The organism is Nocardia puris (assembly GCF_036051655.1).
Lineage (GTDB): Bacteria > Actinomycetota > Actinomycetes > Mycobacteriales > Mycobacteriaceae > Nocardia > Nocardia puris.
The window spans coordinates 7,498,333-7,519,947 of sequence record NZ_CP107943.1; the positions used below are offsets into that span (position 1 = coordinate 7,498,333).

A 21,615-nucleotide genomic window follows, 5' to 3' on the forward strand; every position below is an offset into this window, starting at 1 on the left:
CATCGCACCACCGGGCGCCACCACGGAACCAGCCACACCCCCGGGCTCGACCACCGAACCAGCCACTCCCCCGGGCGTGGCTGCGGAGCTCTCGCGCTGGACGGGGGTAAACCGCGGGACGGGGGTGAACATCGCACCGCCGCAGCCGACCCCAGACCATCACCCCGCCGTGCTCGACTACCCGGGCCGTAGGCACCATCGAGGGCCGGTTCATCGCCCAGCACCGCGGCGCCCAGCACGCGTACGGGTGGTTCCCGCCCAAGCGCTGCTGCCGGTCGCCGACATCACATGCCCGCGCCGGAACGTGTCCAACACAGGCGACAGCGGAGTCTCCCGATGTCAGCAGCGGCACCGGGTCATCCGGTCGAAGCCGAGCGGTCGGGCGGACAAGATCGTTCGGACGCGGAAGCTAGGCCCGGTCCGGCGATTCCACTCGGTCCGCGAGCCGCGCGTCCTCGGGGGCCGGCGGCTCCGGCCGGAAGCAGAGCCAGGTGCCGACGATCACCATGATCGAGGTGCCGAACGCGGCGACCCACCACATCGGCGAGACGAGGAACAGGATCACCGCGCACACGGTCATGGTGGTCACCGCCAGCCACTTGGCGCGGCGGCTGACGGCACCGTGCTCCTGCCAGTCACGGATCATCGGGCCGAACCGGCGATCGGTGAGCAGCCGGTGGTGCAGGCGCTCCGAACCGCGCGCGGCGGCATAGGCCGACAGCAGGATGAACGGCACGGTCGGCAGCCCGGGCAGCACCACCCCGAGCACACCGAGCCCGAACGCGGCATAGGCCAGTAACCACCAGGCCCACCGGAATCGCCGTCGCTCGGACATGCCCGAATTCTAGGCGCGGCCGCCCGATTCGGCCGCCCACGAGCGACCGGCCTCACACCCGATCCACCCGCGCGCCACCAGACCAGCCCGCTCGGCCTCGGCACCACGAGCACGCGTTCACCCAGCTGGTCGATGACACGAACTCTCGCCACCAGCCGCCACGGGCGCCGCCACCCGAACGGCCCCGAACGACGGCCGGACCGCGCCGCCCCGGATTCGCCCACGGCGACAACGCCACGCTGCGACCGCACCGCGCCACCACGCGCGCAGAATCGAGCGTCGCCGGACCGCGCGAGGTGATGCGCTCAGCACCCACCGCCGCGCACCGGACATGGGCGGCAGCGGCGCACCGTCGCCGGGGCGGTCTACTCGCGCAGTCGGCATGCCACACGGCTCCTGCCCGACGCACCACCAAGCTGACACGCGCGCCGGGCCGTCACGCCCACCGGGCTCACCCCCGGAGTGCGCGAATCTCCTTGCTCAGGGCCGCATCTCATACGCGCCGTCATACGACTCGACCTGCGCCCACACGCGGTCGAAACGCTCCCGATCCGCGACCGGGGTGCGCAGGGCCGACAGCGCCCACTCCTGCTGCGCCGGGGTGGCGGAGGGCTTGCCGTAGAGGGTCGTGGCGTAGCCGTTGAAGTCGCGTACCTGGAAGTCGAAGATGCGGTCCAGCACGTCGACGTCGAGGCCGGTAAGGGCGGCCTGCTCCAGGATCAGCTGGCCGTAGACCACCAGGGAGAACAGGTGGCCGATGGTGAGCATGAAGTCGAGGTCCTGCTGCTGGTCGGCGTCGGGCGCGGCGGTGGCCAGCAGGGTGCGCAGGGCCTGGGCCTGCTCGTAGAAGCGCGCCACGTTCGGCACGTCGGAGTGCTTCTCGTACACCGGGCTCCAGTCGGCGAACTGCACCTTGCCCGCGCCGCGCGCCGGACCCTGCCGCCAGAAGAACTCGTCGTCGGCCGCGTCCTGGCGGGTGCCGACCTCCGGGTACTCCTTGGGGTTGAACAGGTAGTTGGGCATGAACTTCAGGATCTGCCCGACGTTCACGTGCACGGTGCCCTCGAGCCGGGGCAGCGTGTTGATGAGCCGCTGCACCTCGTTGAAGTAGGTGTTCTTCTCGAATCCCTTGGCCGCCAGCACATCCAGCAGCAGCGTGATCACCGCTTCGCCCTCGGAGGTGACCTTGGACTTGGTCATCGGGTTGAACAGCAGGTAGCGCCGGTCGTCGAGGCTCGCGGTCCGGAAGTAGTCGACGGCGCGGTCGCTGAACAGCTTCATGGCCACGATGCGCGTGTAGGCGTCGACGAAATTGCTGCGCACGTGCGGGAAGTCGGTGACGCGCTTGCCGTAGAGGATGCGGTTGTTGGCGTGGGTGATGGCCTCGTAGAAAGAGTGCTCCACCATGCCGATACCGCCGTGGCACAGGTTGAACTTGCCGACGTTCACCGTGTTCAGCGCGGCCGAGAACGCTTCCGGGCCGGTGTGCAGGATGTCCTCGGCGCGCACCGGGTAGTCCTCCAGGCGGAACGTGCTCACGTACATCTGCTGGCGCACAACGTTATCGATGAGGTGGTAGTTCTCGTGCCGGCTGTCGGCCGCGAACCACACGTACCCCTCGGCGCCCTCCACGTCGGAGCGGCGGGAGAACACCGACACCATGCTCGCCACGTTGCCATTGCCGATGTAGTACTTGGACCCGTTGGCGCGGAACAGGATTCCGGCCTCGTGATCGGCGCTGCCCGGCTCGGTGGGGGTGAGCACCATATCGGTGTTGTAGATGTCGGCGCCGCGCTTCTGCTCCGAGAGCCCGAACGCCATGACCTGACCGTCGGCGAGGTCGGCGGCGGCGCGCCGCTTGGCGGCCTCGTTGTCGCTCTGCCAGATCGGGCCGAGGCCGAGGATGGTGACCTGTTCGGCGTACCAGTAGGCCAGGCCGTAGAAGCCGAAGATCTCCGACAGGGCCGCGTTGCGGGCGGCGTCCCAGCGGCGGTTCTCGTCGCCGTCGGCGTAGGCCGCCGGGGTGAGGAAGGTCGCGAACAACTTCTCCTTCGCGACGAAGTCGAGGAAGTCCGCGGTCCACACCGCGTTGTGGTCGTCGTCGAGCAGCTGCCGCTTGCCCCGGCTCTCGAACCACTCGATGGTGGCCTTCAGCAGTCGTCGCGTCTCGGCGTCGAACTGCTGCGGGTCGTAGGTGGCGGGGTTGAACAACAACGCATCGGTCATGCCGGTCAACTTACCAGTGGGTAACAGCCCCGCGCGCGCCCTTCCCGGGACGCTGACCAGCACTTTCACCTACGCGAGCGTAGGTTGACAGCCACTTTCCGACATCGGCGCAGGAAACGCCCCGCGCACTCCGGGCCTCGCGGTGCGGGAATTTCGCGCCGCCGGGATTTGTCGAAGCTGGACGGCAGTCGCGAGCCGGCCGGGCGACGCCGCGCGTCCGGGGTGCGTGCGACTCCGAACCGGACCCGTCGCGGCCCCCGATCAGCGACCCTCCAGGGAGACGACATATGAGCACGAAGAGCACCCAGGTCCGACTCGCCAACCGCCCCATCGGCGAACCGAGCGACAGCGACTTCGAGTTCGTCACCGTCGAATTACCCGAGCCGGGGCCGGGCCAACTGCTGGTGCGCACCGTCTATCTCTCGCTCGACCCGTACATGCGCGGGCGGATGAGCACGGCGAAATCCTATGCCGCACCACTGGAATTGGGGGATGTGATCGTCGGCGGCACCGTCAGCGAGGTCGTGCGCTCGGAGTCGCCCGACTACGCGGCAGGCGACGTGGTGCTGGGCTACACCGGGTGGCAGACGCACGCGGTGGTCGACGCCGCGACGGTCTCCCGCATCGACGCATCCGCGCCGATCTCCACCGCGCTCGGCGTCCTGGGCATGCCGGGGTTCACCGCCTACGCCGGTCTGCTGGAGATCGGCAAGCCGCGCCCCGGCGAGACCGTGGTGGTCGCCGCGGCGGCCGGACCGGTCGGCTCCGCGGTGGGCCAGTTCGCGCGGATCCACGGCGCGCGGGCGGTCGGCATCGCCGGAGGTCCGGAGAAGTGCCGCCTGCTCATCGAGGAGTTCGGCTTCGACGCCGCGATCGATCACCGCTCTCCCACCTTCACCGAGGACCTGGCCGCGGCCACACCCGACGGGGTGGACGTGCACTTCGAGAACGTCGGCGGCGCCGTCACCGAGGCGGTGCTCGAGCGGCTGAACATCTTCGCCCGGATTCCGTTGTGCGGCTTGGTCTCCGGCTACAACGCCACCGAGGCGCCCGTCGGCGTCGACCGGCTGCCCGGCTTCCTGCGGCGCGTGCTGACCCTCAGCCTGTCCGTGCGGGGTTTCCTCCAGTCCGAGTTCGTCCCGACCCACCACGACGCCTTCGTCCGCGACATGAGCGGCTGGCTGCGCGACGGGAAGGTGCGCTACCGCGAGGACATCGTCGACGGGCTGGACCGGGCGCCCGAGGCGTTCCGCGGGCTGCTCACCGGGCGCAACGTGGGCAAACTGCTGGTGCGGGTGGGCGCGGAACCCGCGGGAGTACGTGACAACCGACCCTGAAACGCACAGCGCCCCGGCCCGTCGAACGGGCCGGGGCGCAACGCGCGATATCAGCCGCGAATCCGCGCGACCACGGTGGCGACCGCGTCGGCGGCGGGCACGTCCTCGGCCTCGCCGGTGAAGCGGTTGCGCAGTTCCACCTTGCCCTCGGCCCAGCCGCGGCCGATGACCAGCACCCACGGCATGCCGAGCAGTTCGGCGTCCTTGAACTTCACGCCGGGCGAGGCGGTGCGGTCGTCGAACAGCACGTCCAGACCGTGGGCGTCGAGTCCGGCCACGACCTCCTCGGCGCCCGCGCGGGCGGCGTCGTCCTTGTTCGCGATGACGACGTGCACATCGAAGGGCGCGATCGCGGCGGGCCAGCGCAGGCCCTTCTCGTCGTGCTGCTGCTCGGCCACCACCGCGACCATGCGGGAGACGCCGACACCGTAGGAGCCCATGATGAGCCGCACCGGCTTGCCGTTCTCGCCGAGCACGTCCACCTCGAACGCGTCGGTGTACTTGTAGCCGAGCTGGAAGATGTGGCCGATCTCGATGCCGCGCGCCGACACCAGGGTGCCGCGCCCGTCGGGCGAGGGATCGCCGTCGCGGACCTCGGCGGCCTCGATGGTGCCGTCGGGGGTGAAGTCGCGGCCCGCGACCAGGCCCACCACGTGCTTGCCGGGGCTGTCGGCGCCGGTGATCCACGCCGTGCCGGTCACCACGCGCGGGTCGACCAGGTAGCGGATACCGTTCTCCTGCAACGCCTTCGGGCCGATGTAGCCCTTCACCAGGAACGGGTTGGCGGCGAAGTCGGCCTCGTCGAGCAGTTCGACCTCGGCGGGCTCGACCGACGCGGACAGGCGCTTGTCGTCCACCTCGCGGTCACCGGGCACGCCGATGCCGACGATCTCGGTCTTGCCGTCGGGGTGGCGCAGCTTCACCATCACGTTCTTGAGCGTGTCGGCGGCGGTGGCCTCGCGGCCGAGGACGCCCGCCCGATTCGCCCACTCGACCAGCGTCGCGATGGTCGGGGTGTCGGGGGTGTCGTGGACGACGGCCTCGGGCTTGCCCTCGACCGGCTGCGGTTCGGGAGCGGGCGTGACCACCGCCTCCACATTGGCCGCGTAGCCGGACTCACGGCACAGCACGTAGGTGTCCTCGCCGACGGGGCTGTCGGCCAGGAACTCCTCCGACGCGCTGCCGCCCATCGCGCCCGAGGTGGCGGCCACGATCACGTACCGCACGTCGAGGCGGTCGAAGATGCGCTTGTAGGCGTCGCGGTGGGCGTTGTAGCTGGCCTTCAGGCCGTCTTCGTCGAGGTCGAAGGAGTAGGAGTCCTTCATCACGAACTCGCGCCCGCGCAGGATGCCCGCGCGCGGGCGTTCCTCGTCGCGGTACTTGGTCTGGATCTGGTAGAGCGTGACCGGCAGATCCTTGTAGGAGTTGTACTCGCTCTTCACGGTGAGCGCGAACAGCTCCTCGTGGGTGGGGCCGAGCAGGTAGTCGGCGCCCTTGCGGTCCTGGAGGCGGAACAGGGCGTCGCCGTATTCGGTCCACCGGTTGGTGGTCTCGTACGGTTCGCGCGGCAGCAGCGCGGGCAGCGAGATCTCCTGCGCGCCGATGGCGTTCATCTCCTCGCGCACCACGTTCTCGACCTTGCGCAGCACGCGCAGGCCGAGCGGCAGCCACGAGTACACGCCCGGGGCGACCCGGCGCACGTATCCGGCGCGGACGAGAAGCTTGTGACTGGGTACCTCGGCGTCGGCGGGATCGTCGCGCAGAGTACGCAGGAAAAGGTGCGAGAGGCGGGTGATCACGGCTCTGAAGCGTAGTCCCTGGCCGCGCGGCGTCTGCAAGGCATTATCCCTTTCGCGGCCCGGCGGCGGGCGGCCGGTACCGTAACGGCTCGTGCTGGTGCTGCTTCCTCCCTCCGAAACCAAGTCCGACGGCGGCACGGGCGCGCCCCTGGACCTGGACGCGCTCGCGATGCCGCAGCTCACGGCGGTGCGCGACAAACTGGTCACCGAGGTGATCGCGCTGTCGGCCGACCCCGACGCGGCCCGCTCCGCGCTGGGGCTCGGCAAGGGGGCTGACGCGGAGCTCGCGCGCAACGCGGCGCTGCGCATCTCGCCGACCCGTCCGGCGCTGGAGCGCTACACCGGCGTGCTGTACGACGCGCTGGACGCGAAGTCGTTCACCAAGGCGCAGCGCGCCAAGGCCGACGCGCGGCTGGCCATCGGCTCGGCGCTGTTCGGCGCGGTGCGTGCGACCGATCCCATCCCGGCCTACCGCCTCTCCGGCGGGTCCAAACTGCCCGGCCTGCCCACGCTCTCGGCCGTGTGGCGCGACGACCTGCCCGCCGCGCTGCGCGCCGAAGCCGCCGACGATCTGGTGATCGACCTGCGTTCGGGCGTCTATCAGCAGCTCGGGCGGGTGCCGGGCGCGATCACCGCGAACGTCCTCACCGAGCACCCCGACGGTTCCCGCACCGTGGTGAGCCACTTCAACAAGCACCACAAGGGGTTGCTCGCCCGCGCCCTGGTGCTCACCCGCGCCGAGCCGGGCGATATCCGCGCCGTCGCCCGGGTGGCGGGCAAGGCCGGGCTGCGTGCCGAAATCGCTTCGCCTACGGAACTTCTCATCATCACCTGAGGGTTGGTCGCGGCGCGCACAGCCACGGGAACTTCCCCGGGCAGGTCCACCACCGCGGTGCCGTTTGTCGTTCGCGTACGTGGGTCCATCGCGCGGCACCCCGTTGCGATTCGATCGCGGCGATCCGAACGCGTGCGTCGCGAGGGTGTGACGGGAACGCTGGACCGGGTGCCCCACGCGAAAGCTGTTCCATGACACTGTCTCCCGACGGCGCACCTGTCGCCCTGATAACCGGTGCCGCGTCGGGCATCGGGCGCGCGACCGCCGAGCTGTTCGCCGAGCGCGGGTATCGGGTGGTGGCGGTGGACGTTTCCGAGGCGGGGCTCGCCACGTTTGGCGGCGATGTCGTCACGGTCGCCGGGGACGTCTCCGGCGAGGCGGTCAACCGGCTCGCGGTGGACACGGCGCTGTCTCGATTCGGCCGGATCGACACCGTCGGCAGCATCGAAGAACACGGCGTGGATCGACAGCGTCCGCCGGAGGGCGGCCCTGTGCGATCGGCCCCGCGTCGCCCGCGGGAATCGAGTCCGGTATCAGCCGGCGCGCCCCGAGAGCCGCGCCAATTCCGCCGCGAGATTGGCGCGCGCCACCGACTCATACCGTTCCCGCCCGGTGTCCGTGTGAAACAGCTGCGGCAGCGCGGCGAGGTTCGCCAGCACCGCCGACCGCCCCTTGCGGTACAGATCGTCCGGGACGTGCGCGTACTCCGCCCGCACCGCCGAAGCGTATGCGGCGTAAGCGGATTCGCCCGCCGCGAGGATCGCCAGGTCGGCGTCGCAGAGGACGCCGCCGTTGCGATCACCGGCCTCGGGGGCGTGGGCCGCGGTGACGAGCACCAACCGGACCACCTCGCGGACCAAGTCCTCGGGGAGCCCGAGTTCGCGCAAGGTGGTCTCCGCGAGTTCGGCGCTGCGCGCCTCGTTGTCGTCGCGGTCCACCGCGTAGATCGCGTCGTGGAAGAACGCGGCGTAGCGCACGGCGTCCGGGTCGTCGGCGTCGGCCGCGAGCTCGTCGATCACGCGCAGCATGGCCGCCAGGTGCTCGACCGTGTGATAGTGCCGGTGCGGTTCCCGATAGCGGCGCACCAGGTCCTCGCCCACGTGCTCGGTGCCGGGCCCGGCCAGCGCCGCCCATCGGGCGAGCAGATCCTCCTCGATCCCCATCGGCCCAGTGTCCCCGGCGATCCCGGCCCCGACAACGCCGCGGGAGTGTGCGATTTCCCACCGTCGACCGGCGGTTTCGAGCCGCCCGGCACAGGCACGGCACGGGCCCGCCGGATCCCTTTCGAATCATCGTGCGCGATACGGAATCCGCCCGTGCGCCACGTTGTTTCCACCAAGCGTGACATCGACACTCTCCGACGCACTCAAGAAGTACATCGACGATGAGAAGGTCTACGCGACCGTCGCCACCCTCGGCCCCGACGGTCACCCGCAGCTGAAGGTGATCTGGCTCAAGCGCGAGGGCGACGACCTGCTGTATTCCACCACCGCCACCCGCCAGCAGGCCAAGAACCTGGCCAAAGACCCGCGGATCACCATCTTGATCAGCCCGCCCGATCAGCCGCAGATCTACGCCGAGATCCGCGGCACGGCCACCGTGACCCCCGACCCGGACAAGCAGCTCCCCGACGAGCTCGCCCTGAAGTACACCGGTCAGACCTTCGACAAGATCAACCCGGACGCCGCGCAGGACGAGCGGGTGATCGTGCGGCTCACCCCGCGCAAGGTCGTCGGCCAGTTCTGACGGCCGCTCAGGCCCGCTGCGCCTCTTCCTGCGCGTGGTGGGCTTGGGCGACCTGCTGCGGCGTGAAGCGCAACGTGAGCGCGATCAGGCCGATCAGCACCGCGATGCCCGCGCACACCGCGAGGACGAACGTGTAGCCGCTGCCGAGCGCCGCGATCTCGGCCGGGTTCATCTCCGAGGCCTTGCCGGTGGTGCCGCCGAGCGACAGCGTGCGCGACACCGCGATCGGGGTGAGCACACCGATCGCCATCGGGGTGCCCAGGTTCATGAACATCTGCCCGACGGCGGCGAGCGGGCCGATATCGGACGGCGGCACGTTCACCAGCACGCACAGCGGCGCGACCACCATCGCGATGCCGACACCGAACCCGATGACGAGCAAGAGGATCAGCAGCGTCGGCAGATAGCTCACGTCGCCGTCGAGGGTGGAGCCGAACAGCAGGCCGATGGCGAGCACCGTCGCCGCGCCGGTCAGCAGCCAGCGCGGCGCGACGAGCATGGCGAGTTTGGAGGCCAGCGCGCCGCCGACGCCGATGCCGATGGTGAACGGGATCGAGGCCAGGCCGGCTTGCAGCGGGCTGTAGCCGATGACGTTCTGCATGAACTGGGCGACGAAGTACGTCATCGCGCCGAGCACGCCGCCGGCCAGCAGGATGAGTAGGAAGGTGGTGACGCGGTCGCGACTGTCGAACAGCGACCACGGCAGCAGCGGGTCGTTCACGTTGCGCTCCGCGAGCACGAAGATCACCAGCAGGATGAGACCGCCCGCGATCGACCCGATGATCACCGGACTGGTCCAGCCGAACTGCGGGCCTTCGGTCGCGCCGAAGACGATCGCCGCGCACGCCAGCGTGCCGAGCACAGCGCCCCGGATGTCCAAGGTGACGCGGTGGTGGCCGGTGTCGGCCAGGCAGTACACCGCGCCGAGCACGATGAGCGCGCCGATGGGGACGTTGATGAGGAAGATCCACCGCCACGACACCTCGGTGAGCGCGCCGCCCACGACGAGACCGCCCACCGAGCCGATGCCGACCATGGAACCGACGATGGCGATCGCCTGGTTGCGGGCCGGTCCGGGGGCGAAGGTGGTGGCCACCAGAGCCAGCGCGGCGGGGGCCGCGATCGCCGCGCCCGCACCCTGCACCGCGCGGGCCCCGATGAGCATGCCCGCCCCTTGGGCGAGGCCGCAGACCAGCGAGGCCAGCGTGAACACGCCGACGCCGACGATGAGCATGCGTTTGCGCCCGAACGCGTCACCGAGGCGGCCGCCGAGCAGCATGAGGCCGGCGAAGGTGAGACCGTAGGAGGTGACGGTCCACGCGCTACCCGCGCTGGACAGTCCCATCTGGTCCTGCAGGCGCGGCAGCGCGAAGATCACGACCGTGCCGTCGAGCACCACCATGAGCTGCAGCCCGCTCAGGACCAGTATCGCGAGCCCGAAGGCCCGCTGCGTCACCGGATACTGCATCGTCGCCGCGGGTTTCTCGAGCACAGTGAGTCACTGTAAACCACGGTGCTGGTTACCCGATCCCACGGGCGAGCGGGAGGCGAGGGCGGTCCGCCGGGGCACGGCCGAGATCCCGCTACTCGGCCGAGAATCCCGCCGTCGGCCCGATGACGATGATCGCGGGCGGACGGATGCCCTCGTCGCGGACCCGCGCGGCGACGGTGCCGAGATCCGCGCGCAGCACGCGCTGGGTGCGCAGCGTTCCCTCCTGGATCACGGTAGCCGGGGTGTCGGCGGGCCTGCCGCCGTCGAGCAGCGCGGTGGCGAACTGCTCGGTCCGCTCCACTGCCATCATCAGCACCAGCGTGCCGCGCAGCCGCGCCAGCGCGGGCCAGTCGACCAGCGAGTCCGGATGATCCGGCGCGACGTGCCCGCTCACCACCACGAACTCGTGCGTCACACCGCGGTGGGTCACCGGGATGCCCGCGGCGGCGGGCACCGAGATGGGACTGGTGACGCCCGGCACCACCGTCACGGGCACGCCCGCCTCGACGCACGCCTCGAGTTCCTCGTACCCGCGGCCGAACACATACGGGTCGCCGCCCTTGAGCCGCACCACGAACTTGCCCGCCTTCGCGCCGTCCACGAGCGCGGTGTTGATCGCCTCCTGCGCCATCGCGCGGCCGTAAGGGATCTTCGCGGCGTCGATCACCTCGACGTCGGGCCCGAGTTCGGCCAGCAGTTCCGGCGGGGCGAGCCGGTCGGCGACCACGAGGTCGGCGCGCGCCAGCAACCTGCGGCCGCGCACGGTGATCAGGTCGGGATCGCCGGGGCCGCCGCCCACCAGCGCGACGCCGGGCGTCACGGGGATCGAATCATCGGTCACCACACCCGATTGCAGCGCCTCGAGCAGCGCGTTGCGCACGGCCGCGGAACGCCGGTGCTGCCCGCTGGCGAGCACGCCGAGGGTGAGCCCGTCGTAGCGGGCGGTGGCGGGGGTGACGGCGCTGCCGAGGCGGGCGACGTCGGCGCGGACGCAGAACACCCGCCGCCGGTCGGCCTCGGCGACGACGGCGGCGTTGGTCTCGGGTTCATCGGTGCACGCGATGGCGTACCAGGCGTCGGCCAGGTCGCCGTCGACATAGGCGCGCAGGGTGAGGGTGAGCTGACCGGAGGTCGCCATCCCCTCGACGGCGGGGGTCACCTCGCGGCTGATGACGTGCACGTCGGCGCCGGAGGCGATGAGCAGGCCGAGCCTGCGCTGGGCGACGGTGCCACCGCCGATCACGACGACGCGGCGACCGTTCAGGTCCAGCCCGACCAGGTAGTTCGGGTCGCCGGTCGGCTGCTGCTCGGGGGTGTCTGACGTGTTCGGCACAATCTTCGAGCCTACGGCGTGACCGGCCGGAACGAGCAATCAGCGCCCGGCCGACGCGCCGTGCCTCAGTTCTCGGGCGCGTTCTGCACCCAGTGGAACCGGTCGCCGCGCAGCGGCAGCGAGTCCAGATCGAACTCCTCGAGCGTGAGCGCGACCGGCCTGCCCTCGATCTCCCCGCGCAGCACGAGCCGGTCGGGGTCGGGACGGTCGTAGGTGAACACGGCGACCCGGGTGACTCCGTCCGCGGCGGAGTTCACGGTGATGGTGCGGGCTTCGGCGTCGATGTCGGTCACGGTGGGCACCATGGTGTCGTCCATGCGCTGGTAGCTGGTGAGCTGGGTGTCGATGATCAGTCGCTGCCACCGGTATTCGTCGGTGGTGAGCGGCGGCACCGGCGTACCCTCGACCGCGAACTCGGTGACGTCCCAGATGCCGTAGAGCTCGGGTTTCGGTGCGCCGTAGCCGTATTCGCGCCAGTTGACCCACGCCCCGTATCCGGCGCCGGCGCACACCCACAGCCCGAGCGCCACCTGAACCACGGCCGCGATCCGGTTGGCCCGCGCCGAGCCGAACAGCTTCGGCTGCACGGCGGGTTCCGTAACCCGTTGCAGCACAAGGAAATTCAGCAGACGCTTCGCTTGCGGCGCGAGCACGATCAGGCTCAGCAGCACCAGGTGGAAGGACAGGATCTTGACCGGCACGTCGTAGGTCATGTTCAGCACGAACACCTGCGCCATGCTCACCAGGCTCAGCAGCGCGCCCGCGGTGGCGGTGCGCGGCAGGAACAGCAGCAGACCGCCCAGGACCTCGGCCGTGCCGAGCAGCACCTGGTAGGCCGGGGACACGCCCACCTGGTTCCACAGCACGCCCATCAGGCTGAGGTTGCCGTAGGGCTCGAGCAGGGTGGTCAGCTCGGGGTAGGGCATCTGGTTCGGCACCGCTTTGACCGAGCCGTAGAGCAGCATCTGCCCGCCCAGGCACAGCCGCATCCCGGTCACGAACCACGCGGCCAGCGTCGGGTAGGCGGGACGCCGCCGGTCGGCGATCGACCAGACCGCCGTGACGAGCACGGCCACGGCGAGCACCGTCGCGACGAGCACCCAGAACACGGTCTGGTCGCCGCTGCCCGACATGTGCAGGACGGCCTCGACACCGAAGATGTGCTCGCCGACCCACTCGGTCAGCGGCGCGGTAGCCCGCATCTGCCACACAATCGCGTCGTCCGGCAACCAGCGAGCCGCGTAGCCCGTGAAGACGAACAGGATCTGCGCGAAGACGAGGCAGAACAACGTGAAATAGCTGAAGCAGAAACGGAATACGATCCGCGCGAGGGGATGCCACGGCCGCACCTCGACGGGGTCCACGTCATCGATCCGCTCCAGTACCTGCGTCGCGCTCATGGCCACCGCCACTCCTTCGTAGTCCACCCCGGGGCCCTTCGAACCTATGCGGAGGCGGCGCCTCCCCGCGTCCGGCGAGTTCCCGATTTCCGGGTCGGCCGGACGGTGTAGCGGGCGTCGCTCGAAAGGATGACCCACCCCCGAGTCAATCCCTGATGCCACCCAGTGGGCGGATCATCCGATCGCCCCCGACCCGCACCTAGAACGCGTTACAGTCGCGTAGTCCGGGAGGCAGCGCCGGACCGGGCGGTGTGACGCCCGAGGGACGAGGAGGACGACCATGGCCGACGAGCCGGACCCCACCGCGCAGCGCAGGCTCACCGTCAGCGACCGCGATCTCGACGAGGTGGGGGCCGATCTCTCGCGCTGGCTCGGTGCCCGGGTGGGCGCCGACGCCCCGCCGCGCATCAGCGCGCTGGCGAAGCCGCAGGGGTCGGGGATGTCGAGCACGTCGGTGTTCTTCGACGCCGAATGGCAGGCGGGCGGAGTCGCCGAGTCCGGTTCGTTCGTGGCCCGGCTCGCGCCGGAACCCGGGGCGTTCCCGGTCTTCGAAACCTACGATCTGGCGCGCCAATACCACGTGATGGAGGGCGTCGCCGCGGCCACGGATGTGCCGGTGCCGCAGCTGTGCTGGCTCGAGGAGGACGAAAGCCACCTGGGCACCACATTTTTCGTCATGCGCCGGGTGGACGGCCGGGTGCCCGCCGACAACCCGCCCTATGTCTTCTACGGCTGGCTCTTCGACGCCGAGCCGGCCGAGCGCGCCCGGCTGACCGAGCGGACCCTCGACATCATCGCCCGCATCCACGCGATTCCCGATGCGGCGCTGCGCTTTCCGATGCTGGACGGCCCCGGAGACGCGTTGCGCAGGCACGTCGACTGGCATCGCGCCTGGTACCGGTGGGCGCTGGCCGATGACGGATTCCCGATCCCGCTCATCGAGCGGGCATTCGACTGGTTGGACGCGCACTGGCCCGCCGATCCCGGACCGGAGGTGCTCTCCTGGGGTGACGCCCGTCCGGGCAACGTGATCTACGACGGCTTCGAACCGGTGGCCGTATTGGACTGGGAGATGGCCGGTCTGGGCCCGCGCGAACTGGACGTGGCGTGGATCATCTTCATCCACCGGTTCTTCCAGGATCTCGCCGAGCGATTCGACCAGCCGGGTCTGCCCGACTTCCTGCGCCGCTCCGAAGTGGTCACGAAATACGAAGAGCTGAGCGGGCATACAGTGCGCGACCTCGACTGGCACCTGGTGTACGCGGCGCTGCGGCACGCCATCGTGATGGCCAGGATCAAGCGGCGGATGATCCACTTCGGCGAGGACACCGACACCGCCGACCGCGACGACTACGTGATGCACCGCGCGAGCCTGGAAGCACTGCTCGACGGAACCTACGAATGGACGTGAGGACTACCATGGCCGGACCGGCTCCGCTGGACGAATACCCGATCCACCAGACACCGCTCTCGATGGCCAGGGTCGGCACCAGCGATCGGAACTTCTACGACCGCAGCTACTTCAACGCCCACGACCGCGACGGCGGCACCCTGCTCGTCACCGGCCTCGGCGTGTACCCGAACCTCGGCGTGACCGACGCCTACCTGGCGGTGCGCCGCGGCGACGAGGTGCGCTCGGTGCGCTTCTCCGACGCCCTCGGGGAGCGGAGCCTGGACATGCGCGTCGGCGACTACCGCATCGAAGTGATCGAACCGCTCCAGAAACTGCGCTTGGTGTGCGAAAGCGCGGATCTGGCATGCGATCTCACGTGGACCGGGGCATTCCCGACCGTGCAGGAGCAACCGCATCTGATCCTGAACGGGAACCGTCCGATCATCGATGCATCCCGGTTCGCGCAGGTCGGCTCCTGGGAAGGCGCACTGCACGTGGCCGATTCGGAGATCACGGTCGATCCCGCCGTGTGGACCGGAACTCGCGACCGCTCCTGGGGTATCCGCCCGGTCGGCGAATCGGAGCCGCCGGGGCGGGCTGCGGCCGAACCGTCGGGCGGGTTCTGGTGGTTGTACGTGCCGTTGCGGTTCGAGGAGTTCGCGATCGTCGTGATCGTGCAGGAGGAGCCACACGGGCGGCGCACCCTCAACGACGCCGTGCGAGTGTGGCCGGACGGACGCGTCGAACAACTCGGCTGGCCGCGCGTGCACATCGAATACCGTTCCGGGACAAGAATTCCCGTCGGCGCCCGGCTCGACCTCACCACACCGGATGGAAAGCCCCTGGAAGTGGAGATCACGGCAGGTATCGGCATGCCACTGCACGTCGGCTGCGGGTACGGGGGCGACCCCGACTGGCTGCACGGGCAGTGGAAGGGCCGGGGTTGGTCGGAATCCCGGCTGTACGACCTGACCGATCCTGCCGTGGCCGGGCGCATCCCGTACGGGGTGATCGACCACGTGGCTCATGCCCGGTGCGGGTCGGCGGAAGGGTGGGGGTTGTTCGAGCACGCGAGCATTGGGCGTCATGATCCGAGCGGGTTCGCGGACTGGGGGTCGGTGGCGCCGTAGGGCGATTGTCGGTGGGTTCGCCGCGCTTACCGGACTTCGCCGCGGGGTGGTCATCCCGGCGGCACTGGGCGAGCAGGCTGCCGCAGGGTGGGCGGCGGACGCGTCGGGCGTGCGCGATGGGACGCCGACGGGCGGACGGTTGCCGATGCCACCGTCACGCCGTTCACGATCCGCTTGGCGCACAACAGCTCCCGAGCGCCGGAGGCGAGCAGCGCGGCCGCCTCGGCGACGCTGGCGGTGCCGGTCGCCACCTTCGTCCGGCTGTCGGGGTTCGGCACCGGGACCGCGTCGAGTTCGGTGGCGGAGTAGGCGCGCAGCGGGACGCCCAGCCGTCGTGCGGCCGCCACCAGTCCGGGATCGTTCGCCCGGCGGTCCACCGTTGCCAAGCACCGGATGGTCGCGCCGCGCGAAACCTCCGCCACGGCAGCGAGTATGTCGGTGGTGGAGGTGCCCGGGCGCAACCCCACTCCGACTGCCAGGCCGGATGATGGGTCGTGAGCGGGTGTCATGTCGCGTACCGCTGGTGTATGTAACCGCACTGCCCGACCGACCGGCTCACGACCGAACACTTGCCCGCGCGAACACCTCGGCCGCTGCGACGAAACGCACTATGGCCGCAGGGTTTCCAGCCGGGTGGGTGTGGAGGTAGCTGGCGTGGACGTTGCCCCGCAACGCGCCCTCCCGCACCCGCTCACCACTGCCGCCGTGCCACCCCCACGCGGGGTGGTCGTCGCCGTTCGCCACCAGTTCGGTGCGGTGGAATTCGTGCCCGCGCACGCGTTCCCCCGCCCGCCACAGCGCGGAGTCCGCCAGCGCGACGGCGTCGCGGTAGCCCAGGGTGAGACGGGGGCCGAATACCGCGTCCGCGTCGACCACACCTGCCATCGCGTGACCGTCGAGCGTGCGTGTCAGGTACAGCAGACCGGCGCATTCCGCGTGCACCGGCATGCCGTGCAGACTCCGCTCCCGCACCGCGGCCAGCAGTCGGGTGTTCGCGGCCAGATCGGCGGCATGCTCCTCGGGGAAACCGCCGGGCAGTACCAAACCCGCTGCGTCGTCGGGCAATTCGTCGCGCAGCGGATCGAAGACGACCACCTGCGCGCCCGCCCCGATCAGCAGTTCCCGATGCTCGGCGTAGCCGAAGGTGAAGGCGGGCCCACCCGCCATGGCGATTATCGGGGCAGAGCCGGGAGCGCGGTCGGGGGTCGGTGTACGGTCGCCGTCGGCCGATCGTTCGAACACATCCCGGACGAGATCGGTTGTACCGGTGGCTGATTCACCGGATCGCAGCTCTCCCACCACTCGCGCCGGGTCCCACGGTTCACCGACCGCGTTCCCCCGAGCCGCAGCCACGATCGCATCCAGATCCACATGCGCCGCAACGAGATCCGTCATCGCCTCGACCGCCACCACGGCGGCGGTGCCGTGTTCGACGGCCGGCACCAGCCCCAGATGCCGGGACGGCACCTCCAGCTCCGCCATGCGCGGCAGCACCCCGAACACCGGCAGGCCCACGCGCGCGCAGGCCGCGCGCAGCACTTGCTCGTGACGCGGGCTGCCGACCCGATTGAGGATCACCCCGGCCAGGCGGACACCGCTGTCATAGGTGGCGAAACCGTGCAGCAGCGCGGCGAGACTCTGGCTGTGACCGCGGGCGTCGACCACCAGAACGACCGGCGCACCGAGCAATCCGGCCACCTGCGCGGTGGAACCCTCCGCGACGGGACCCGCGTGGTTCTCGTCGATGCGCCCGTCGAACAGACCCATCACGCCCTCGACCACCGCCAGATCACACCCCGCGGCACCGTGCAGATACAGCGGCACAACGCGTTCCGCGCCGACCAGCACCGGGTCCAGGTTGCGGCCCGGCCGCCCGGCGGCGAGCCCGTGATAGCCGGGGTCGATGTAGTCGGGCCCCACCTTGAACGGCGCGACGCGATGCCCGGCTCGGCGCAGCGCACCGATCAAACCTGTTGCGAGAGTAGTCTTCCCGCTGCCCGACGCAGGTGCGGCGATGACCACCGCGGGTGCGGCGCCCATCAGATCCCCGTCGCGCGGTTCACCATTCGATGCCCCGCTGACCCTTGCGGCCGGTGTCCATCGGATGCTTGACCTTCGTCATCTCGGTGACGAGGTCAGCGGCCTCGACCAACGCCTGCGGCGCGTCCCGCCCGGTGATCACGACGTGCTGGTTGCCGGGCCGGTGGGTGAGAGTCTCGACCACTTCGTCCACGTCCACCCACCCCCATTTCAGCGGGTAGGTGAACTCGTCCAGCACATAGAAGCGGTGCTGCTCGGCCGCGAGCCGGCGCGCGATCTCCCGCCACCCCGCCAGCGCGGCGGCCGCGTGATCCTCTTCCGTGCCGTGTTTACGCGCCCACGACCAGCCTTCGCCCATCTTGTGCCACTCGACGGCACCGCCGGCCCCGGTCTCGTCGTGCAGCCGCCCGAGCGTGCGAAAAGCCGCCTCCTCCCCCACCTTCCACTTGGCGCTCTTCACGAACTGGAAGACCGCCACGTCGAAGCCCTGGTTCCAGGCGCGCAGCGCCATCCCGAACGCCGCCGTGGACTTCCCCTTCCCCGGACCCGTGTGCACCGCGAGCACCGGCAGATTCCGCCGCTGTCGCGTCGTCAACCCGTCGTCCGGGACGGTCTCCGGTACACCTTTAGGCATCGCCTCTCCTCACGTCGTTCACCGCGGAGCCACCATGCGGAAGCGCGGATCGACGTCGCGCGGTGTTCACGCCGCCCGCGCGGAATCGGTTCCGGCACGGACGATCTCGGCGACCGCGGAGCCGGTGAGCTCGGTCAGTCGCACGCACCCGCCCTGGAGCGCCCGCGCGAACTCGGCGGCGAGCCCGAGACGCACCATGCCGTGCTCGCAGTCCACCACCATCGAGGTCACGCCCTCGCCCGCCACCAGTCCGGCGGCGGTGCGCGCGCGGAGCACCGGGTCGGTGCCGCCGGTGGCGCGACCGTCGGTGAGCAGCACCAGCATCGGGCGGCGGCGCGGGTCGCGCACCCGCTCCCGCAGCACCACCTCGCGGGCCTTCAGCAGACCGGCCGCCAGCGGCGTCTTCCCGCCGGTGCGCAGGCCGGCGAGGCGACGCACCGCGATATCGACCGACGATGTCGGCGGCAGCACGAGTTCGGCGTCCTGGCCGCGCACCGTGATCACGGCGACCTTGTCGCGGCGCTGGTACGCGTCGCGCAGCAGCGCGACCACCGCGCCGGTGACGGCGGAGAGCCGGTCCCGCGCGGCCATCGAACCCGAGGTGTCCACGACGAACACCACCAGATTCCCTTCGCGCCCTTCGCGATACGCGCCGCGCAGATCTTCGGCGGTGAGCGCCAGCGGTCCGGCGAACCGGCCTCGGCTCACCTGGTGCGGGGCGGCGGCGAACACCGTCCCCAGAAGGTGCAGCCCCGTGCCGGGCTCGGTGGTGGAGCGCACGACGCGCCCGCTCTTGGTCTGTGCGCGCGAGCGACGGCCCGGCGCGCCCTCGCCGACGCCGGGCACTTCCCACCGGGGCGGCTTGGCGGCACTGGAAGCCGGTGCGCCCGAACGGCCTTCGCCCGAACGGCCCGAACCGGGACCGTCCGGTGGCGTGTCGGGACCGTCCGGACCATCGCCCGGGTCCTCCGGGTCATCGTCCAAAGACGGTGTGGCGCTGTCGTTCTCAGGACCCGGCTCGGGTTCTTCCGCGCGCGCCGCTTCCTCGGCCGCGTCGTTCATCGCCTGGTCGAGCTGCTCCTCGCTGATGCCCGGTTCGTCGAACGGGTCGCGCCGCCTGCGGTGCGGCAGCGCGAGTTCGGCGGCGACGCGCACATCCTCCTCGGTGACGCTGTCGGCGCCCCGCCACGCGGCGTGCGCGGTCGCGGTGCGGGCGACGACCAGGTCGGCGCGCATGCCGTCCACGTCGAACGACGCGCACAGAGCCGCGATGCGGCGCAGTTCCACGTCGTCGAGGCCGATCTGCGGCAGGCGGTCGCGGGCGGCGAGGATGCGGTCGGCGATCTCGCGGTCGGCGGCGGCGTAGCGCGCGGCGAAGGCGGCGGGATCGGCTTCGTAGTCGAGGCGGCGGCGCACCACGGCCATCCGGACGTCCACGTCGCGGGAGGCAGCCACGTCGACCGTGAGGCCGAAGCGATCCAGCAGCTGCGGGCGCAGCTCCCCCTCTTCCGGGTTCATGGTGCCGACCAGCACGAAGCGGGCCGGGTGGGAATGCGACACCCCGTCGCGTTCGATGTGCACGCGGCCCATCGCGGCGGCGTCTAGCAGCACGTCCACCAGATGGTCGTGCAGGAGGTTGACCTCGTCGACATAGAGCACGCCGTGATGGGCGGCGGCCAGCAGACCTGGCCGGAACGCCTGTTCCCCGTCCCGCAGCACGCGCTCCAGGTCCAGCGAGCCGACCACCCGGTCCTCGGTGGCGCCCACCGGCAGCTCCACGAGTTTCGCGGGCCGCGCACCCGTCTCGTCCACGACCGGCGGCAACAACTGCGCGAGCGCGCGCACAACGGTCGACTTCGCCGTCCCCTTCTCCCCCCGCACCAGCACACCACCGATCCCGGGGTGCACGGCACACAGGATCAGCGCCAGCTGCAACCGCTCCTGCCCCACCACCGCGGAGAACGGAAAACCGGCCTCGACCTCGGCACGGGACGAACGAAACGACGCTGCGGACTCGACATGGGACACGGACACACCCCCACCCTATGCCGCTACTTCCCTCGACCCCGATACCACCCCGCGGCGTCGGAGAAGGCGAGCAGTTGCTCCCCTCGCGCCCTCCCGGAACACGACACGTGTCGTAGCCTCGCGCCCTCCCGGAACACGACACGTGTCGTAGCCTCGCGCCGTCCGGCGTCGGACCAGCGCCCACATGCGGCACAGCTCGCGAGACCACCCACAGTCCGACCGACGTTCACCCGCGGAGCAGATCCCAGCCTTTACCTGCGAGGTAATCGACACCCGCCCCTCACCACGACACAGTCGTGACATGCCCGACGAAACCCTCCCACCACGCCCCATGCGCGCCCTCGCCTACGGCCGGATCGCCCTCGGCCTCGCCGCCCTCGCGGCCCCACGCCGCTCCGCCCGCCTCGCCCGCGTCCACCCCACCCCCGAACTCACCTACATGACCCGCATCTACGGCGCCCGCGCCCTCGCCTTGGGCCTCGGCTACCTCACCGCGAGCCCCACCGACCGCCCCCGCTGGCACCACCTCGCCCTCATGGTCGACGCCCTCGACACCACCACCGGCGGCACCGAACTCACCCGCGGAACCCTCCCCCGTGGGCTCGCGGCGGGGTTCACCGGGCTGACCGGGGCGTATCTCGCGGTGGGAGCGTTTCAGTTGGCGGGTGCGCGGCGGGGGTAGGTTGAGCACGGCGCAATAGTTCCCGGACAAGCCCTGCAACGGGGCAAAGTGTTCACTATTCCGAATACCGCCGCAACAATTGAAAGTCGGTGAGATCACCTCAGTATTCTTTGTGTAAATTGACAGCTTCCACAAGAGCGTCGTTGTAGTCGACCTGTCCGCGCCGGATGAAACTGTAGAACAGGTTGATCGGAGGGTACAGTATATGGTCCAGAAGTTCTCGTGGCGCAATTGCCGCAACAGCAGGATCGGAATTCTGCAAAGTCGCCGTCAGCTTCTCGATCAGGCCCGGCCGCTCTGCCCAGTAACTCTGTAGTGTATCGACCCAATCGTAGACGTATTCATCGTACTCCTGACCAGATGCACGCAGCAGCTCTATCGGCACATCCGATAGCGAATCCAACTTGTCCTGATCACGGCACACGATCGCCAGCCAGAATGCTGACAGCCAGTTTCCGGCGTTTACAAATACGCTGATCCGATCGACGAAAATGTGTGGACTTCGTGATTTATTCTGCACTCAACAGAATCTCCAGGTTCTGCAGTGGCTGCAGCGAATATAGTAGACCCGATCTGCGATGCGGGTACAACAGCCTCCCATGAATTAATACTCATCGCTTCTGAGTCAACCAGCAACTGCGCGCCCACGTTGGCCATTGCCGTGTTGAATGCAGTGTCGAAGAATTCACCGGTACTCGAGATTCT

18 protein-coding genes and 1 pseudogene are annotated in these 21,615 nt (G+C 70.0%); 7 read left to right on the plus strand and 12 right to left on the minus strand.

Annotation, left to right across the window (positions count from 1 at the left end; genetic code table 11):
• Window positions 1-409: 409 nt before the first annotated feature.
• Together OHB21_RS34835 and OHB21_RS34840 are read right to left on the minus strand one after the other, a co-directional pair.
• Window positions 410-835 carry a YbaN family protein gene (locus tag OHB21_RS34835; RefSeq protein WP_067512694.1) on the minus strand — a complete coding sequence of 142 codons (426 nt, stop codon included), beginning with the start codon at window positions 833-835 and terminating at the stop codon, window positions 410-412.
• A 480-nt stretch (window positions 836-1,315) separates the two neighbouring features.
• Window positions 1,316-3,061 carry an acyl-CoA dehydrogenase family protein gene (locus OHB21_RS34840; protein ID WP_195126283.1) on the minus strand — a complete coding sequence of 582 codons (1,746 nt, stop codon included), beginning with the start codon at window positions 3,059-3,061 and terminating at the stop codon, window positions 1,316-1,318.
• A 287-nt stretch (window positions 3,062-3,348) separates the two neighbouring features.
• Between OHB21_RS34840 and OHB21_RS34845 the strand changes: the two genes are divergently transcribed.
• The gene (locus OHB21_RS34845; protein WP_195126282.1) at window positions 3,349-4,398 is read left to right on the plus strand and encodes an NADP-dependent oxidoreductase; all 1,050 of its coding nucleotides are present in this window, start codon (window positions 3,349-3,351) and stop codon (window positions 4,396-4,398) included.
• Between the two features lie 50 nt (window positions 4,399-4,448).
• On the opposite strand, the gene OHB21_RS34850 is transcribed toward OHB21_RS34845, so the two are convergent.
• Complete coding sequence (locus OHB21_RS34850) at window positions 4,449-6,197, minus strand: proline--tRNA ligase (protein WP_067512699.1); 1,749 nt, start codon at window positions 6,195-6,197, stop codon at window positions 4,449-4,451.
• Window positions 6,198-6,288: 91 nt separating this feature from the next.
• On the opposite strand from OHB21_RS34850, the gene yaaA reads away from it, so the two are divergent.
• Together yaaA and OHB21_RS34860 are read left to right on the plus strand one after the other, a co-directional pair.
• The gene (gene yaaA, locus OHB21_RS34855; protein ID WP_067512701.1) at window positions 6,289-7,032 is read left to right on the plus strand and encodes a peroxide stress protein YaaA; all 744 of its coding nucleotides are present in this window, start codon (window positions 6,289-6,291) and stop codon (window positions 7,030-7,032) included.
• A gap of 191 nt (window positions 7,033-7,223) precedes the next feature.
• Window positions 7,224-7,457 (plus strand): annotated as a pseudogene (locus OHB21_RS34860) (SDR family NAD(P)-dependent oxidoreductase); the annotation flags it as partial.
• 108 nt (window positions 7,458-7,565) lie between these two features.
• On the opposite strand, the gene OHB21_RS34865 reads toward OHB21_RS34860, so the two are convergent.
• On the minus strand, window positions 7,566-8,195 hold the full coding sequence (locus tag OHB21_RS34865; RefSeq protein WP_195126281.1) for an HD domain-containing protein: 630 nt from the start codon (window positions 8,193-8,195) through the stop codon (window positions 7,566-7,568).
• A gap of 178 nt (window positions 8,196-8,373) precedes the next feature.
• Between OHB21_RS34865 and OHB21_RS34870 the strand changes: the two genes are divergently transcribed.
• Window positions 8,374-8,778: a PPOX class F420-dependent oxidoreductase gene (locus tag OHB21_RS34870; RefSeq protein WP_067512705.1), complete on the plus strand. Its 405-nt coding sequence runs from the start codon at window positions 8,374-8,376 to the stop codon at window positions 8,776-8,778.
• A gap of 7 nt (window positions 8,779-8,785) precedes the next feature.
• On the opposite strand, the gene OHB21_RS34875 is transcribed toward OHB21_RS34870, so the two are convergent.
• The 3 genes from OHB21_RS34875 to OHB21_RS34885 form a co-directional block, all read right to left on the minus strand.
• A complete protein-coding gene (locus tag OHB21_RS34875; protein ID WP_067512762.1) occupies window positions 8,786-10,246 on the minus strand; it encodes an MFS transporter in 1,461 nt (486 codons plus the stop codon).
• 115 nt (window positions 10,247-10,361) lie between these two features.
• Window positions 10,362-11,603 (minus strand): uroporphyrinogen-III C-methyltransferase, encoded by a 1,242-nt coding sequence (gene cobA / locus OHB21_RS34880; protein ID WP_067512707.1) that lies wholly within the window; start codon window positions 11,601-11,603, stop codon window positions 10,362-10,364.
• Between the two features lie 65 nt (window positions 11,604-11,668).
• Window positions 11,669-13,003, minus strand: a complete 1,335-nt coding sequence (locus OHB21_RS34885) for a DoxX family protein (RefSeq protein WP_067512764.1) — start codon at window positions 13,001-13,003, stop codon at window positions 11,669-11,671.
• Between the two features lie 280 nt (window positions 13,004-13,283).
• On the opposite strand from OHB21_RS34885, the gene OHB21_RS34890 reads away from it, so the two are divergent.
• Both OHB21_RS34890 and OHB21_RS34895 read left to right on the plus strand, forming a co-directional pair.
• Window positions 13,284-14,414, plus strand: coding sequence for a phosphotransferase family protein (locus OHB21_RS34890; protein ID WP_067512714.1), 1,131 nt, complete (start codon window positions 13,284-13,286; stop codon window positions 14,412-14,414).
• Window positions 14,405-15,526 (plus strand): hypothetical protein, encoded by a 1,122-nt coding sequence (locus OHB21_RS34895; RefSeq protein ID WP_407675079.1) that lies wholly within the window; start codon window positions 14,405-14,407, stop codon window positions 15,524-15,526. The genes OHB21_RS34890 and OHB21_RS34895 overlap by 10 nt, the downstream gene beginning before the upstream one ends.
• Window positions 15,527-15,576: 50 nt before the next feature.
• Here the strand turns inward: OHB21_RS34895 and OHB21_RS34900 are convergent, their stop codons facing one another.
• From OHB21_RS34900 to OHB21_RS34915, 4 genes are all read right to left on the minus strand, one after another.
• Window positions 15,577-16,035, minus strand: coding sequence for a cobalamin biosynthesis protein (locus OHB21_RS34900; protein ID WP_195126279.1), 459 nt, complete (start codon window positions 16,033-16,035; stop codon window positions 15,577-15,579).
• 46 nt (window positions 16,036-16,081) lie between these two features.
• Entirely contained in the window at window positions 16,082-17,566 is a 1,485-nt protein-coding gene (locus OHB21_RS34905; RefSeq protein ID WP_067512721.1) for a cobyrinate a,c-diamide synthase, read from the minus strand.
• A 19-nt stretch (window positions 17,567-17,585) separates the two neighbouring features.
• Window positions 17,586-18,200, minus strand: a complete 615-nt coding sequence (gene cobO, locus OHB21_RS34910; protein ID WP_195126278.1) for a cob(I)yrinic acid a,c-diamide adenosyltransferase — start codon at window positions 18,198-18,200, stop codon at window positions 17,586-17,588.
• Window positions 18,201-18,266: 66 nt separating this feature from the next.
• Window positions 18,267-20,234, minus strand: coding sequence for a magnesium chelatase subunit D family protein (locus OHB21_RS34915; protein WP_407675081.1), 1,968 nt, complete (start codon window positions 20,232-20,234; stop codon window positions 18,267-18,269).
• A 295-nt stretch (window positions 20,235-20,529) separates the two neighbouring features.
• Here OHB21_RS34915 and OHB21_RS34920 point away from each other — a divergent pair, with 295 nt between their 5' ends.
• Window positions 20,530-20,910 (plus strand): hypothetical protein, encoded by a 381-nt coding sequence (locus OHB21_RS34920; RefSeq protein WP_067512724.1) that lies wholly within the window; start codon window positions 20,530-20,532, stop codon window positions 20,908-20,910.
• 100 nt (window positions 20,911-21,010) lie between these two features.
• On the opposite strand, the gene OHB21_RS34925 is transcribed toward OHB21_RS34920, so the two are convergent.
• Window positions 21,011-21,430 carry an immunity 49 family protein gene (locus OHB21_RS34925; protein WP_195126277.1) on the minus strand — a complete coding sequence of 140 codons (420 nt, stop codon included), beginning with the start codon at window positions 21,428-21,430 and terminating at the stop codon, window positions 21,011-21,013.
• Window positions 21,431-21,615 lie beyond the last annotated feature (185 nt).